Annotated in this window: 11 protein-coding genes, 1 rRNA gene and 1 other RNA gene; 8 read left to right on the top strand and 5 right to left on the bottom strand. The window is 65.7% G+C overall.

Features of this window, described 5'->3' with window-relative positions; translation table 11 throughout:
* The first annotated feature begins 43 nt into the window (after window positions 1–43).
* A complete protein-coding gene (locus DU475_RS11785) occupies window positions 44–3,724 on the top strand; it encodes an AsmA family protein (RefSeq protein ID WP_246700309.1) in 3,681 nt (1,226 codons plus the stop codon).
* A gap of 21 nt (window positions 3,725–3,745) precedes the next feature.
* Here the strand turns inward: DU475_RS11785 and DU475_RS11790 are convergent, their stop codons facing one another.
* The 5 genes from DU475_RS11790 to ssrA all read right to left on the bottom strand — a co-directional run bounded on the left by DU475_RS11790 (window position 3,746) and on the right by ssrA (window position 7,123).
* Entirely contained in the window at window positions 3,746–4,024 is a 279-nt protein-coding gene (locus DU475_RS11790) for a ribbon-helix-helix domain-containing protein (RefSeq protein ID WP_013501613.1), read from the bottom strand.
* Window positions 4,021–4,209, bottom strand: a complete 189-nt coding sequence (locus DU475_RS11795) for a DUF4169 family protein (protein WP_047309790.1) — start codon at window positions 4,207–4,209, stop codon at window positions 4,021–4,023. The genes DU475_RS11790 and DU475_RS11795 overlap by 4 nt, the downstream gene beginning before the upstream one ends.
* Window positions 4,210–4,472: 263 nt before the next feature.
* A complete protein-coding gene (gene fumC, locus DU475_RS11800) occupies window positions 4,473–5,900 on the bottom strand; it encodes a class II fumarate hydratase (RefSeq protein ID WP_013501615.1) in 1,428 nt (475 codons plus the stop codon).
* 110 nt (window positions 5,901–6,010) lie between these two features.
* Window positions 6,011–6,547, bottom strand: coding sequence for an SspB family protein (locus tag DU475_RS11805; RefSeq protein ID WP_047309783.1), 537 nt, complete (start codon window positions 6,545–6,547; stop codon window positions 6,011–6,013).
* A gap of 207 nt (window positions 6,548–6,754) precedes the next feature.
* Window positions 6,755–7,123: a transfer-messenger RNA gene (gene ssrA / locus DU475_RS11810) on the bottom strand.
* A 138-nt stretch (window positions 7,124–7,261) separates the two neighbouring features.
* On the opposite strand from ssrA, the gene DU475_RS11815 reads away from it, so the two are divergent.
* The 7 genes from DU475_RS11815 to DU475_RS11845 all read left to right on the top strand — a co-directional run bounded on the left by DU475_RS11815 (window position 7,262) and on the right by DU475_RS11845 (window position 14,891).
* Complete coding sequence (locus DU475_RS11815) at window positions 7,262–7,861, top strand: chromate transporter (RefSeq protein WP_164632274.1); 600 nt, start codon at window positions 7,262–7,264, stop codon at window positions 7,859–7,861.
* Entirely contained in the window at window positions 7,858–8,388 is a 531-nt protein-coding gene (locus DU475_RS11820; protein WP_164632275.1) for a chromate transporter, read from the top strand. The genes DU475_RS11815 and DU475_RS11820 overlap by 4 nt, the downstream gene beginning before the upstream one ends.
* A gap of 72 nt (window positions 8,389–8,460) precedes the next feature.
* Window positions 8,461–8,961, top strand: coding sequence for a tripartite tricarboxylate transporter TctB family protein (locus tag DU475_RS11825; protein ID WP_164632276.1), 501 nt, complete (start codon window positions 8,461–8,463; stop codon window positions 8,959–8,961).
* A gap of 10 nt (window positions 8,962–8,971) precedes the next feature.
* Window positions 8,972–10,486, top strand: coding sequence for a tripartite tricarboxylate transporter permease (locus DU475_RS11830; RefSeq protein ID WP_013501620.1), 1,515 nt, complete (start codon window positions 8,972–8,974; stop codon window positions 10,484–10,486).
* A 105-nt stretch (window positions 10,487–10,591) separates the two neighbouring features.
* Window positions 10,592–11,599, top strand: a complete 1,008-nt coding sequence (locus DU475_RS11835; protein WP_013501621.1) for a tripartite tricarboxylate transporter substrate-binding protein — start codon at window positions 10,592–10,594, stop codon at window positions 11,597–11,599.
* A gap of 237 nt (window positions 11,600–11,836) precedes the next feature.
* Window positions 11,837–12,739, top strand: coding sequence for a thymidylate synthase (locus tag DU475_RS11840; RefSeq protein ID WP_164632277.1), 903 nt, complete (start codon window positions 11,837–11,839; stop codon window positions 12,737–12,739).
* Window positions 12,740–13,402: 663 nt separating this feature from the next.
* Window positions 13,403–14,891 (top strand): 16S ribosomal RNA (locus tag DU475_RS11845).
* The last annotated feature ends 109 nt before the right edge of the window (window positions 14,892–15,000 follow it).

Raw genomic sequence — 15,000 nt, forward strand, 5'->3', positions numbered from 1 at the left:
TGAGCGTCTCGTGGGCTCGGAGATGTGTATAAGAGCCAGGCTGTTGCCGACGCCGTCGCTGCGGCTGCAGCGTGTGACCGTCGGCGGCGCCAACGACGCCGGCCGGGTCGGCGCCGCCAAGCTCGATGTCGAATTCAGCCTCGGCTCGCTGATGCGCGGCGAACTGCGTGCCGACGAACTGTCGATCAATGGGCTGTCGCTCGATCTCGGCCTCGATCCGCAGGGGCGGCTCGACTGGCCGGCGGCTGGGCTGTCGAACCTCGCCGCGCTCACCGTCGACCGGCTCAATCTCACTGGCCGGATCGCGCTGCACGATGCGGCGAGTCACAGCAATCTCGAACTCAGCGATATCGCGTTCTCCGGCGAGCTGCGGGCGCAGGCCGCGGCACTGCGCGGAGACGGCAATTTCCTGCTCGGCGGCCGGCGCTATCCGTTCCGGCTGTCGACCGGCCGCGCGGCGGATGGCGCCGCGATCCGGCTGCGCGCCGGGATCAACCAGGGCGCCGATGGGATCGCGGCCGATCTCGACGGTCTCGTCAGATTCGATCAAGGCCGGCCGCGTTTCGACGGCACCGCTTTGCTGGCGGCGCTTGCGGCGGTGGCGGGCGAGACGCCGCGGACGCCGTGGCGGATCGCCGCCAAGATCGAGGCCGATCCGGTCCGCGCTCAGCTCGACGAGGTCGAAGTCTCGTGGGGCGCGGAGGACCGCGCGCTGAAGCTCGCCGGCAGCGGCGAGGCGAGGTTCGGCGCGGTGCCGCGGCTCGATGCCAAGCTGTCGGCGCGGCAGCTCGATGCCTACCGGCTGCTGGCGCAGCCCGGCGATGCCGCCCCGCCGCTGCCTTGGCTGACGCGCCTGCGCGATCTGGCGGCGTCGTTGCCGCTGCCGCCGTTACCGGCGCGGGTGTCGCTCGACGCCGACCAGATCATGATCGGCAACCGGCCGGTCACTGATCTCGTCGCCGAACTGCGTGGCGACCCACAGGCTTGGCAACTCGAACGGCTCGAGCTGCGCGCCCCCGGCGGCACGCGTTTGGCGCTACGCGGCGGCACCGGTGTCGCCGACGCGGCGATCACCGGGACGCTCGATCTGTCCGCCACCGATCCGGAACTGCTCGCCGCCTGGCTGCAGGGCCGCACGCCGACCGCGGGGGGCCTGACCAAGGCGCTGCGGATCGCGGGCGGAGTCCGCGCCGGCTCGGATGCTTTGGTGCTGGATCCGCTGACGATGCAAAGCGGCGGCGACACGCTGCGCGGCCGTTTCGCCTACCGGGCGCGGCGTGACGATCAGGGCGCGCAGATCGACGCCGAGCTGAAGGGCGACAGCGCCAATCTCGACGCGGCGCTGCAATGGGCCCGCACGCTGGCCGGCCCCGATGGCGGCTGGCCGGAGCGGGCGAGCCTGACACTCGACCTCGGCAAGCTCAGCGTTGGCGATCAGGTCTGGCAGCCGGCGGCGATGCGACTGGCGTTCGATCCACATCGGATCGCGCTCGATCGGCTGAAGCTCGGCACTATGGGCGGTGTGCTGCTGGAAGGCGACGGTACGCTCGACCGTGACAACGCAGTAGGGCGGCTCGCCCTCACGGCGCGGGCGCCGTCGCTCGGCCCGGTCGCGGCGGTGATCGATCCATTGGCTCCGGCGGTCGCGGCGCGGCTGAAGGCACTGCCGGCCGAGACGAGCGAAGTGCGCGCCAGGCTCACTCTGTCGACCGAGAAGGCCGTCGCCGCGGTGGACCAAGTCGAGGCCAGCGGCTCGCTTGAACTGACCGCGTCCGGGCTCAGCGGTCGTTTGACCGCAAAGGCGAGCCCGGCTGCTGCCGATCTGCGCAAACTCGATGTGGAGGCGCTGACGCGAATCGCGCTCGCGTTCGATGGCGAGCTGTCGGCGCCGCGCGGGGAGACACTGCTGGGTTTGCTCGGGCTCGACCGCGTGATCGACGCCGGCGACGGGGCGGCGATGCTGCAAGCCTCCGGCACCGGCAAATGGCGCGGGGCGCTGCAAGGCAAAGCGAAGCTGACCGCGGCACGGCTTGACGCCGAGGCAAATGGCGAGATCGAGCCGTTCGCGGCCGAGCCCGAGGCGGCGCTGTCGCTGAAGGCGCGCAAGCTCGACCTGGCGCCGCTGTTCGATCTGCCGGCTTCCGGCACGAGCGATGCCCCGCTGTCGCTGGCGACCCAGCTTACGGTCGCCGGCAGCAAATGGACCTTCAAGGATATCGACGCCGGCATCGCCGGCTCGCGGCTGCGGGGCCGGTTGGCGTTGACCCGCGGCGAGACCGCCGAACTCGATGGCGAAGCGGGAATCGACACGCTGCCGCTCGGACCGGCTCTGCAACTCGCGCTCGGCGCGGCCGGTCGTCCGGCCGACGAGCCGCTCGGGCAAGGCTGGCTGCGCGGCTGGCGCGGCAAAATCGCGTTTCAGGCGGTACGTGCCGAACTACCCGGCGGCAGCGAGCTGCTGCCGCTGCGCGGGGTGATCCGCAGCGACGGGCGATCGCTGACGCTCGACAGCAATGGCAAGCTCGGCGGCGGCGAGGTCAAAGCCATGCTGACCGCCAAGCCGACCGATGCCGGCGTCGCGCTCGACGCCCAGCTCAGCGTCAAGGATGCCGATGCCGCGACGCTCCGCTACGGCGCGCTCGCCATGCCGCCGGGGAGGCTGTTGCTGCAAGGCACGCTGGCGAGCAGCGGCCGCAGCGCCTCGGCGCTCGCCGGCGCGTTGTCCGGTGGCGGCACCATGTCGTTGGCGCAGGCGTCGATCTCGGGGCTCGATCCGGGCGCTTTCGCGGTCGCGATCCGCGCAGCCGATCAGGGCCAGCCGATCGACGCCGATCATCTCGCCAGGCTGGTCGAGCCGGCGCTGAAGGCCGGGCCGTTGAAGGTCGACAGCGCGCAGTTTCCGCTCAGCGTCAGCGACGGCCGCCTCAAGCTGGCGCCGACCACGCTGCAGGCCAGGGACGCCCGCGCAGTGGTGTCGGGCGGCTACGATGTGGCGGCGGGGCAGGCCGACCTGCGGGTGACGCTGGCGCTGGCCGAAGCGGGACCGGAGCAGCCGCCGGAGATTCGGATGTTCGCCGCCGGGCCGCCGGACCGGATGGAGTGGAGCCGCGATCTGTCCGGGCTGTCGTCATGGCTGTCGATCCGCCGAATCGATCGCGAGACCCGTAAGCTGCAGATGCTCGAACAGGGGGCGCGACCGCCGGTCGGTCCTGACCCGGCCGCCGCGACGCAGTCGCCGAGCAAGGCCGACAAGTCGCCGGCCCAGACCTCAAGTCTGCCGCCCGCCGCGCCGGCGAAATCAGATTCCGCGCCCGCAGCGCCTCGCACGCCATCGGGTGATCCCCAGGCTGCACAGCGGAGTGCCCCAGAGGCGGCCGCGCCGGAAACAGCGTCGCAAACCGGGCAGGGAATCGCGCCCGCGCTACTGCCGCAGACGCCGCCGTTACCGGAGGCCGATCCGCGGCGCGCCACGCCGAAGCCGGCCGCTCAGCAGCAACGACCTTCACAGCCTCAGCCGCAAACGCCACCTCGGCCACAAACGTCGCCTCAGCCACAAACGTCGCCTAAGCCACAAGCACCGACCGCCGCGCCTTCGACATCGCGCGAAATGCTCGCGCCACTGCCGCCGCCTTTGGAGATCAAACCCGCACCAGGAGATGTGCGCCCGTCACGGCCGCGTCCACCTCTGGTGTTGTCGCCCCCGAATGCGAGGGCGACCGACTGATCAGCGCACCGATCTGATCGATCAGTGCGCTGTCAGCGAGCTTTCAGCCTTGGTATCAGCCACCGCCTGCTGCTGCGCCTGCAAGGCGCGGCTGCGGAAGTAGTCGAGCACAAACAGCCGGATCGCCGAGGACAGGTTGCCCTGCTGACGATTGCTGTCGATCTCTCCGACGAGCTCGGACAAAGTCATGTCCCGCACGCCGGAGATTTCCTTCATGCCATTCCAGAACGCTTCTTCGAGGCTGACACTGGTCTTGTGGCCCGCGACCACGATCGACCGTTTCACTACCGGCGATTTCATGACGCGTCCTCGCCACCGATTTTGTGTTGATCGAGCAGTTGATTGGCGCGGCTGACATGATTTTGGTCGAGCCCACGCTGCGATTTGGTTCTGCCAAACCGCGCGCGATTGGCATTGGCGAGCTCAGCGGCTGCTTCCCGCTTCGCTCGCTTCTTGAAGCGATTCAAATTGACCACATCGGCCATATCGTCACCCATCATCGATTAAATCGGCAACGGGCGTCGCCTACCAGGCGGGCACGAATGCACGAAGCCATTAGCGGCTCGATCACCATCAAGAACAAACCATATCGTTGCTTGGATGTCGCCGACAATTATTCGGTAAAACGAATAAGACTGCCGAACGACAACGCCGCAAGGACAAGTTGACCAATCTGGACGAGCAAGGGATATGATTTACATCAATTTCCGAAACGGCATTTTTACGACGCGCGGAGCGCCGCAACCGGTTATCTCGGATGCGTCATTTTGTCCGGCCGCACCAGCCGGTCGAATTCAGCGTCGCTGATCAAACCAGACCGCACCGCTTCTTCCTTCAGGGTCGTACCACGCTGATGCGCGGCCTTGGCGATCTTGGCGGCGTTGTCGTAGCCGATGCTCGGCGCCAGCGCGGTCACCAGCATCAGCGAGCGCTGCATCAGTTCGCCGATCCGCTGCTCGTCGGCGCGGATGCCGTCGACGCAGTTGGTGGTGAACGAACGCGCGGCGTCGGCGAGGAGTCCGATCGACTGCAGCATCGCCTGCGCCATCACCGGCTTGTAGACGTTGAGTTCGAAATGGCCCTGGCTGCCGGCGATCGTGATTGTGGTCTGATTGCCGAACACCTGGCAGCACACCATGGTCATTGCCTCGCACTGTGTCGGATTGACCTTGCCGGGCATGATCGACGAGCCCGGCTCGTTCTCGGGCAGGATCAGTTCGCCGAGGCCGGAGCGCGGGCCGGAGCCGAGCAGGCGGATGTCGTTGGCGATCTTGAACAGCGCAGTGGCGGCGGCGTTCAGCGCGCCGTGCACGAAAACGTAGGCGTCATTGCCGGCAAGCGCCTCGAATTTATTCGGCGCGGTGACGAACGGCAGCTTGGTGAGCGCGGCCGCGCGCTTGGCGAACGCCTTGGCGAATTTCGGATGGGTGTTCAGCCCGGTGCCGACCGCGGTGCCGCCCTGGGCGAGCGGATACAGCTCCTTCAACGCCGCCTTGATCCGCGCGATGCCGCCGGCGAGCTGCGCGGCATAGCCGGAGAATTCCTGGCCGAGCGTCAGCGGGGTGGCGTCCTGGGTGTGCGTGCGGCCGATCTTGACGATCCTGGCGAACGCCTTCTCCTTCTTGCGCAGTGCGTCGTGCAGCAGCGACAGTGCCGGGATCAGGTCGATAGTAATCGCCTGCGCCGCCGCGATATGCATCGCGGTCGGGAACGAGTCGTTCGACGACTGGCTCATGTTGACGTGATCGTTGGGATGCACCGGCTTCTTGCTGCCGCGCTCGCCGCCCAGCAGCTCGTTGGCGCGATTGGCGATCACCTCGTTGAGGTTCATGTTGGTCTGGGTGCCGGAGCCGGTCTGCCACACCACCAGCGGGAAGTGATCGTCATGGCTGCCGTCGATCACTTCGCGCGCGGCTCGGACGATCGCGCCGGCACGCCGGCTGTCGAGCAGGCCGAGCTCCTTGTTGGTCTCGGCGGCCGCCAGCTTGACGATCGCCAGCGCCCGGACGATGCCGATCGGCATCCGCTCGGTGCCGATGCGGAAGTTCTGCCGCGAGCGCTCGGTTTGCGCGCCCCAGTAACGGTCGGCGTCGACCTCGATCGGGCCGAAACTGTCAGTCTCGCTTCGCGTGGCGGCAGAGCGCGCAGGGCGGGGAGAGCGGGGGGTACGGGCCATGATCATCGTCCTGGAAGCTGAGGGGCGAGGTCGCGTGACGGCGTCGACCGGCAACGCAAAGCGCGCCGGAACGGTCCGGCGCAGCGGTGACCGGATGACCGGCGGAGCCGTTACTTCTTGCGGAAGCGGTCGAGCCGAACCACTTCGGCGCCTTCGCCGGAACGCGCCGGTTCGTCGTCGGACGGCGCGCTGCTCTCGGGCGTCGCGGACGCTGGCGGCAGCGCCACGGGAGGCGGCGCCGCAGTCACCAGTTCGGTAGCGTCGTCGGACTCGCCGGTCTCGTCGATCTCATCGGCCGCTTCGAACTGCAACCCGAACTTCACCGACGGATCAAAGAAGCTCTTGATCGCGGCGAACGGCACCACCAGCCGCTCCGGGATGCCTCCGAACGACAGGCCGACTTCGAAGCGGTCCTCGGTGACCACAAGGTCCCAGAACTGATGTTGAAGTACCACGGTCATTTCTTCCGGGTACTGCGCCAATAGCCGCGGCGAAAGCTTCACGCCGTCCGCCCTGGACTGGAAGGTGATGAAGAAATGATGCTCGCCGGGCAGGCCGTGCTGAGCGACGTCGGTGAGGACGTGCCGCAGAACGCCGCGCAAGGCATCGCGCGCGAGCACGTCGTATCGGATGTGGTCGGTGGCCATGTCGTCGTCCCGTCTCGTCGCTCGGATACCTGAAAGGCTGGTTCGGCACTCGGGGTGCCCGACTCGTGCCGAACATCATGCTACCCCGGCCGCTGCCGATGGTCAGCATCTATCGCGGCTGAATTGTGCGGCGCTTCGCCGGAGAAGCAGGCAGTAAGCCATCCTCCAGCCTGCAAAATTCTCAACCGTCAGGATGTGATTAGAATGAGTGGAGGCTTCTGTTGCCAGGTGCCTCCGAACCCCGCCTAACGGAGCTTAACCCGTTAGGGCTTTAAAGTGGTCTTTCAAACTGCCTTACGCAGCCTGAGCAACCGGAGCATAGTTGTCGTTGGCAACTATTGCAGTAGCCCGATAACGGCGGAACAATACCGGGAAAAAGCGAGCCCTTTACGCCCTCGTCGATCCTATTTCGCCCCCGCCGAAACCCGCCTTCCGAAAAAGGGAGGAACGGACTTGGGTGGAGGCGCCGGGTACCGCCCCCGGGTCCGAATGGTTTATTGCGGCGGCCATTTATTTCCATAGTCGGGTGACCCCGACCACACCAATATAGGGGGCAATGCGGGCCGGCGAAAGGGCCTCCCCACCAGGGACTTGTGGGGGGCTCGGGAAGCCCGCGGATCATGGTCCATTATCCGGGCAGCGCGGCTTTGCGCGAACGGGGGGACGGCGGAAAAGCCGGTGGTTGCGCCTCGTCCAGCAGTCTAAAGCTTGCAAATGGCTCTTATCGACACACCCGAGCGCGAGGCAGAAGATGCCGCGGCAGCGCCGGCAGCACCCGGTCTGGGCGAGCTGTTCGTCGCCTTCGCCAAGATGTCGCTGGCCGGATTCGGCGGCGTGCTGGTGTGGGCGCGGCGGGTGATCGTCGATCAGCGCCGCTGGATGACTGCGGATGAGTTCAACGAGACCTTCGCGCTCTGTCACTTCTTGCCGGGACCGAACATCGTCAACCTGTCGGTGGTGTTTGGATCGCGGTTCCGGGGCATCCCCGGGGCGGTCGCCGCGTTTGCCGGGCTGCTGGGGCCGCCGCTGCTGATCGTGACGCTGCTGGCCGTGCTGTACGCCCATTACGGTGAACTGGAGACCTTGCGGCGCATTCTGGCCGGGGTGTCCTACGCGGCGATCGGGCTGCTGTTCGCCGTGGTTTTCAGGATGCTGATGCCGCTGCTGCGCAAGCGTGATCCGGTTGCGATCGGTCTGCTGGTCGCGGTGTTCGTCGCGGTCGGTGTATTGCGGCTGCCGATGCCGTGGGTGCTCGCGGTCGCGGTGCCGTTCAGCATCGCCGCAACCTACCTGCTGCGGAGACGCACCGCATGACCGGGGCGCCGTCGCTCGGCGGGCTCGCCGCGACTTTCAGCACGATGTCGCTGTTCGCGATCGGCGGCGCCAATGCCGCGCTGCCGGAGATCCACCGCGTCGCCGTCACGCTCAATCACTGGCTGACCGAACAGCAATTCGCCGACGCCTTCGCGATCGCCCAGCTCTCGCCGGGGCCCAACGTGCTGATCGTCACGCTGATCGGCTATCAGGCCGCCGGGCTCGCTGGCGCGCTGGTGGCGACCGTCGGGATGTGCGGGCCGAGCGCGACGCTGGCCTATCTGGTCAGCCGGCTGCTGGGCCGCGCCGGCCGATCGCCATGGCCGGGGATCATCCGGGCGGCGCTGGTGCCGCTGTCGATCGGGCTGATGGCGGCGAGCGGCCTGATCCTGGCGCTGGGCTCCGACCGGTCCGTTGCGGCGATGGCGTTGACCGCGACGGTTGCGGTGCTGGCGGCGGTGACCCGGGTCAGTCCGCTGTGGCTGCTGCTCGCCGGCGGCGTGTTGGGATTTGCCGGCGTTGTTTGATTCAGGCCGATAGGCCAAAGACAGAAACTGCCGTTCGCGGGGCGGGCGTGCGCAAAGGCGGGGGAGGGACCGATGGACGAAGCGCCGAGCGGATTGCGCGAGCGATCCCTGTTTCAGAGCTGGATCCGCGGGCCGCAGGATTTCGTCGGCGGGCTGGTGCTGATGGTGGTCGCTGGTTTCGCGCTGTGGGCGGCGAGCGACCTCGGCGGCATGCAGGGCTTTCGCTTCGGGGCCGGCACGGTTCCGCGGTTGCTGGCGGTGCTCCTGCTGGGGCTGGGCGCGATCGTCGCCGCGACCGGGATCTTCGCTCCCGGCGAACGACTGGCGAAGTTTCATTGGCGCGGGCCGTTGTTCGTCGGCCTCTCCATTCTGTGCTTCGCGGTGACGATCCGGCCGCTCGGCCTGGTCATTGCGGCGTTCTCGAGTTTCCTGATCGCGGCGCTCGGGACGCCGGAAACGCGCTGGGGGGAGACCTTCGTGGTCGGTCTGGTGCTGACCGCGGCCTGCTGCGGGCTGTTCGTGTACGGGCTGGCGCTGCCGTTCGCGCTGTGGCCCGCCTTCCTGACGCAGTGAGGCCGCGACGATGGACCTGTTTTCCAATCTCGCGCTCGGCTTTCAGGTCGCCGCGTCGCCGACCAACCTGCTGCTGTGCCTGACCGGCGCGCTGGTCGGCACCCTGATCGGCGTGCTGCCGGGGATCGGCACCATCGCGACGGTCGCCATGCTGCTGCCGATCACCTTCGGCCTGCCGCCGGTCGGCGCGCTGATCATGCTGGCCGGCATCTATTACGGCGCCCAATATGGCGGCTCGACCACCTCGATCCTGGTCAACATTCCGGGCGAGGCGACCTCGGTCGTCACCACGCTCGACGGCTTCCAGATGGCCAAGCAGGGCCGCGCCGGCCCGGCGCTGGCGATCGCCGCGATCGGCTCGTTCGCCGCCGGTTGTTTCGCTACCGTGCTGATCGCGCTGCTCGGCGAGCCGCTCACCCGGCTGGCGCTGGAGTTCGGCCCCGCCGAGTACTTCTCCCTGATGGTGCTAGGGCTGGTATTCGCCGTGGTGCTGGCGCGCGGCTCGGTGCTGAAGGCCGTGGCGATGATCGTGTTCGGCCTGTTGCTATCCACCGTCGGCTCCGACATCGAGACCGGCGTGTCGCGGATGACCTTCGACGTTCCGGAACTGGCGGACGGCCTCGGCTTCGCCACTGTGGCGATGGGGGTGTTCGGTTTCGCCGAGATCATCCGCAACCTCGACTTCGGCGCCGCGACCGACCGCGAGCTGGTGCAGCAGAAGATCACCGGCTTGATGCCGACCCGGAAGGATCTGCGCGACGCGGCGCCGGCGATCGGCCGCGGCACCATCCTCGGCTCGATCCTCGGCATCCTGCCCGGCGGCGGGGCGGTGATCGCCTCGTTCGCCGCCTACACGCTGGAGAAGAAGATCGCGCGCGACCCGAAACGGTTCGGGCGGGGTGCGATCGAAGGCGTCGCGGCGCCGGAAAGCGCCAACAACGCCGCCGCCCAGACCTCGTTCATTCCGCTGCTCACGCTCGGGATTCCGCCGAATGCGGTGATGGCGCTGATGGTCGGCGCGATGACGATCCACAACATCGTGCCGGGCCCGCAGGTGATGCAGAACCAGCCGGAGCTGGTGTGGGGCATGATCGCCTCGATGTGGATCGGCAACCTGATGTTGCTGGTGATCAATCTGCCTCTGGTGGGTATTTGGGTAAGACTGTTGCGCGTCCCTTACCGGCTGTTGTTTCCGGCGATCGTGATCTTCTGCTGTATCGGGATCTACTCGGTCAATAATTCCCCGGTCGACGTTGTTCTGGCCGGAGCGTTCGGGCTGATCGGCTACTGGTTAGTGAAGCACGATTTCGAGCCGGCGCCACTGTTGCTGGGCATGGTGCTGGGCCCGCTGATGGAGGACAATTTACGACGTGCCTTGCTGATCTCGCGCGGCGACGCGACCGTGTTCGTCACCCGGCCGCTGTCGGCATCGCTGTTGCTGCTCGCCGCCGGCTTGCTGATCCTGGCGGTATTACCGATGCTGCGCCGGAAGCGTGACGAGGTATTCGTCGAGTCCGAAGGGTGAACCGTCTTCCGGCCTGCATTCTCGCATCGCCGCAACGCCGTTTTCGCTGGTTGATCTGATAGCGAGTGATTCGCTATCACCACATCTTTCCGGCGGAGACGCACAATGAATTTGTTTGTCGGCGCGAGCGCAGCGGGGCGCGCTGCGATCGCCCTGCTGGCACTATGGTTGTCTCCGGCCTCGGCCTCCGAGCGGGATCGGCTGGATCAGATCGATTTTCCGATCCGTACAGTCACCGTCATTGTTCCGTTCGCCAAAGGCGGCCCGACCGATACCGTCGCTCGGATCATTACCGCGGAGATGGCGAAGACGCTCGGCCAGCCGATCGAGATCGAGAACATGCTCGGAGCCGGCGGGACGCTGGCGGCGACCCGCGCCGCCCATGCGACCCCCGACGGTCACACGCTGATCGTCGGACATATGGGGACACACGGCTCGGCGGTCGCGCTGTTCCCCAAGCTCGGCTATCGGCCGGACAAGGATTTCGAGCCGGTCGCGCTGCTCACCGAAATGCCGGTGCTGCTGCTGGCCCGCAAGCACTTCCCACCGAAGACCGTCCAGGAGTTCGCTGCTTTCGTGAAGTCGCACACCGACAACATCAACGTGGCACATGCCGGGTTCGGGTCGGTGTCCTATGCGTCGTGCCTGCTGCTCAATCGCTTGCTCAACGTCGATCCGACGGGCGTGCCGTTCAGCGGCACCGGGCCAGCGCTTCAGGCGCTGATCGAAGGGCAGGTCGACTACATGTGCGACCAGATCGTCAATGCGGTGCCGGCGCTGCGTGCGGGCAAAGTCAAAGCCTATGTGATCGCCTCCTCCGAGCGTGATGCTGCCGTTCCCGATGTGCCGACCGCGCGCGAGGCCGGCCTGCCGGGGTTTCAGGTCGGGGCCTGGACCGGGCTGTTCGCGCCGCGCGGAACGCCGGGACCGATCATCGCCAAGCTGAATGCTGCGGTGTCGCGCGCGCTCGATCAGTCTGAACTGCGCGCACGGCTCACCGACCTCGGCGGCATCGTCCCGCGGCCGGAACAGCGCTCGCCTGTAGTGCTGGCGCAGCTCGTGCAGGACGAGATCTCGCGCTGGGGCGATGTCGCCAAGGGCGTCGCGCCGTAGCGCCCGTGACCGTCGCGGCCGGCGAGGGGGCAGCAGCGTTGTGTGGATCGGGGGCGCCGCGGGGTTGCCGGGGAGGCGCGCCCCGGGCCATTTTGTGACGGCCGTTCAGGGCTTCGTGCATCCCATTTTGGGCGAGGAGATCCGGGCGGGCGATGCCGGCCGGGATCGTCGCGGCCGCGCCGTTGCGGCGAATTCGGCAGGCGAAAACTGGCTGCTCGAGCCACGAGGCGGACGCGCATGACCTTGCGACACCCTGAACACCAATATCTCGATCTTCTGGCCCAGGTCCTCGCCCGGGGCGACGAGCGCATCGACCGCACCGGGGTCGGTACCAGGGCACTGTTCGGCGCGATGGTCCGATTCGATCTGTCGGACGGCACCGTGCCGATCCTGACGACCAAGCGGGTGTACTGGAAGACCGCCGTCAAGGAGATGCTGTGGTTCCTCACCGGGCAGACCAACATCCAGGCGCTGCTGAAGGAAAACGTCCGAATCTGGTCGGACTGGCCGCTCGCCCGCTACCGGAAGGAGACGGGCGACCCCCTCAGCCAGGACGAGTTCGAAAGACGCATCGTCGCGGACGATGCCTTCGCGGCGCGCTGGGGCGATCTCGGTCCGGTGTATGGCAAGCAATGGCGGCGCTGGCTCGGCGCGGACGGCCGCGAGCACGACCAGATCGCTGATCTCGTCCAAACCCTGCGGAACAACCCCGCCAGCCGGCGGATGCTGTTCCATGCCTGGAATCCGCCCGAGCTCGGCGCTATGGCGCTGCCGCCGTGCCATATGGTGTATCAATACCATGTGACGCAGGGCGGCAGGCTGGATTGCCTGCTGTATCAACGGTCCTGCGACCTGCTGCTCGGTGCGCCGTTCAATTTCGTCGGCGCCACGGCCCTGCAACTGATGCTGGCCCAGCAGGCGAATCTGACGCCCGGGGAGCTGATCTGGGTCGGGGGAGACGTCCACCTGTATCTGAATCATCTCGATCAGGCGCGTGAGCAGATCGCGCGCGCCCCGCGCCCGCTTCCGGCGATGCGGCTGATGCGGCGGCCCGACAGCATCGACGGCTACAAAATTACGGATTTCGAGGTCGAAGGCTACGATCCGCACGCGGCGATCAAGGCGGACGTGGCCGTCTGAAGCCGCGGTTGAAGCGCTTCGAGCCAGCCGACGGCCCCGCGGCGCGACCGCCGCAAAGGCCAGACCCGGACGATTGTCCACAGGCCGGCGAGGGGCCTCGAGCCCCGCCACAAGCGGGTTTCCAGCCCCTTTCATGGCGAAACCGGGGAATTTCGCGAAACCTTCATTTTTCCGCTTGCAGCTCCGGAAGGCCCGTCCTATAAGACGGCCACTGAGCGCGGCGCCGCTGAGCCCCACGGGCTCCAGCGAGTTTCCGCGCCTCTGGAACTTCATCGAATTCGATGAGTGCATCAGCAGCCGATTGTTGTCGGTTGCCAATCGCCGTCGGTTCGAGGGTTTCTTGCTCCTCTTAAGTGTAGGAGTTGAAGTCCTGCAGGCTTTCGCGGCCTCGGGCTTCGTTGAGGTCTTCGGATCTCGGGCTGTTTGACAAGTGAAGATGAAGAAAGAGAAACGTGGACGGCGAAGTCCTTGCGGGTCTCGATTTTGAGGGAGCTTCGGCTTTCTGGGGTTGGGGCCGGACAAAAGACTTCGGCGGTACACGTTTTAAAGGAACACCATGTTCGTCAGCGCTGTGAAGCGCGGCGACGAGTTCTTGATTTTTGGATCGAGGACGATGGTGGGACCTCGTCAAACGTTGTGATCAGCCGGTTCAAAGTTCAAGTCCAACTTGAGAGTTTGATCCTGGCTCAGAGCGAACGCTGGCGGCAGGCTTAACACATGCAAGTCGAACGGGCGTAGCAATACGTCAGTGGCAGACGGGTGAGTAACGCGTGGGAACGTACCTTTTGGTTCGGAACAACACAGGGAAACTTGTGCTAATACCGGATAAGCCCTTACGGGGAAAGATTTATCGCCGAAAGATCGGCCCGCGTCTGATTAGCTAGTTGGTGAGGTAATGGCTCACCAAGGCGACGATCAGTAGCTGGTCTGAGAGGATGATCAGCCACATTGGGACTGAGACACGGCCCAAACTCCTACGGGAGGCAGCAGTGGGGAATATTGGACAATGGGGGCAACCCTGATCCAGCCATGCCGCGTGAGTGATGAAGGCCCTAGGGTTGTAAAGCTCTTTTGTGCGGGAAGATAATGACGGTACCGCAAGAATAAGCCCCGGCTAACTTCGTGCCAGCAGCCGCGGTAATACGAAGGGGGCTAGCGTTGCTCGGAATCACTGGGCGTAAAGGGTGCGTAGGCGGGTTTCTAAGTCAGAGGTGAAAGCCTGGAGCTCAACTCCAGAACTGCCTTTGATACTGGAAGTCTTGAGTTCGGGAGAGGTGAGTGGAACTGCGAGTGTAGAGGTGAAATTCGTAGATATTCGCAAGAACACCAGTGGCGAAGGCGGCTCACTGGCCCGATACTGACGCTGAGGCACGAAAGCGTGGGGAGCAAACAGGATTAGATACCCTGGTAGTCCACGCCGTAAACGATGAATGCCAGCCGTTAGTGGGTTTACTCACTAGTGGCGCAGCTAACGCTTTAAGCATTCCGCCTGGGGAGTACGGTCGCAAGATTAAAACTCAAAGGAATTGACGGGGGCCCGCACAAGCGGTGGAGCATGTGGTTTAATTCGACGCAACGCGCAGAACCTTACCAGCCCTTGACATGTCCAGGACCGGTCGCAGAGACGTGACCTTCTCTTCGGAGCCTGGAGCACAGGTGCTGCATGGCTGTCGTCAGCTCGTGTCGTGAGATGTTGGGTTAAGTCCCGCAACGAGCGCAACCCCCGTCCTTAGTTGCTACCATTTAGTTGAGCACTCTAAGGAGACTGCCGGTGATAAGCCGCGAGGAAGGTGGGGATGACGTCAAGTCCTCATGGCCCTTACGGGCTGGGCTACACACGTGCTACAATGGCGGTGACAATGGGAAGCTAAGGGGCGACCCTTCGCAAATCTCAAAAAGCCGTCTCAGTTCGGATTGGGCTCTGCAACTCGAGCCCATGAAGTTGGAATCGCTAGTAATCGTGGATCAGCATGCCACGGTGAATACGTTCCCGGGCCTTGTACACACCGCCCGTCACACCATGGGAGTTGGCTTTACCTGAAGACGGTGCGCTAACCAGCAATGGAGGCAGCCGGCCACGGTAGGGTCAGCGACTGGGGTGAAGTCGTAACAAGGTAGCCGTAGGGGAACCTGCGGCTGGATCACCTCCTTTCTAAGGATGGGTCTTCAGTCTGCTTCGGCAACTATCGACCTGTTTTAGAAACATCAGAGGCTCTAAGTCATACGAGCCTCATTGGCGGGATTTCGCCGTCTTCGTTTCT

The sequence above is a fragment of the Rhodopseudomonas sp. WA056 genome (genome assembly GCF_010906995.1).
Lineage (GTDB): Bacteria > Pseudomonadota > Alphaproteobacteria > Rhizobiales > Xanthobacteraceae > Rhodopseudomonas > Rhodopseudomonas palustris_G.

What these genes read in the sequence shown, in the direction of transcription:
- DU475_RS11790 (WP_013501613.1), bottom strand. Translation starts at nt 4,024, where the DNA reads ATGAAATCGCCGGTAGTGAAACGGTCGATCGTGGTCGCGGGCCACAAG.
- DU475_RS11795 (WP_047309790.1), bottom strand. Translation starts at nt 4,209, where the DNA reads ATGGCCGATGTGGTCAATTTGAATCGCTTCAAGAAGCGAGCGAAGCGG.
- fumC (WP_013501615.1), bottom strand. Translation starts at nt 5,900, where the DNA reads ATGGCCCGTACCCCCCGCTCTCCCCGCCCTGCGCGCTCTGCCGCCACG.
- DU475_RS11805 (WP_047309783.1), bottom strand. Translation starts at nt 6,547, where the DNA reads ATGGCCACCGACCACATCCGATACGACGTGCTCGCGCGCGATGCCTTG.
- DU475_RS11815 (WP_164632274.1), top strand. Translation starts at nt 7,262, where the DNA reads ATGGCTCTTATCGACACACCCGAGCGCGAGGCAGAAGATGCCGCGGCA.
- DU475_RS11820 (WP_164632275.1), top strand. Translation starts at nt 7,858, where the DNA reads ATGACCGGGGCGCCGTCGCTCGGCGGGCTCGCCGCGACTTTCAGCACG.
- DU475_RS11825 (WP_164632276.1), top strand. Translation starts at nt 8,461, where the DNA reads ATGGACGAAGCGCCGAGCGGATTGCGCGAGCGATCCCTGTTTCAGAGC.
- DU475_RS11830 (WP_013501620.1), top strand. Translation starts at nt 8,972, where the DNA reads ATGGACCTGTTTTCCAATCTCGCGCTCGGCTTTCAGGTCGCCGCGTCG.
- DU475_RS11835 (WP_013501621.1), top strand. Translation starts at nt 10,592, where the DNA reads ATGAATTTGTTTGTCGGCGCGAGCGCAGCGGGGCGCGCTGCGATCGCC.
- DU475_RS11840 (WP_164632277.1), top strand. Translation starts at nt 11,837, where the DNA reads ATGACCTTGCGACACCCTGAACACCAATATCTCGATCTTCTGGCCCAG.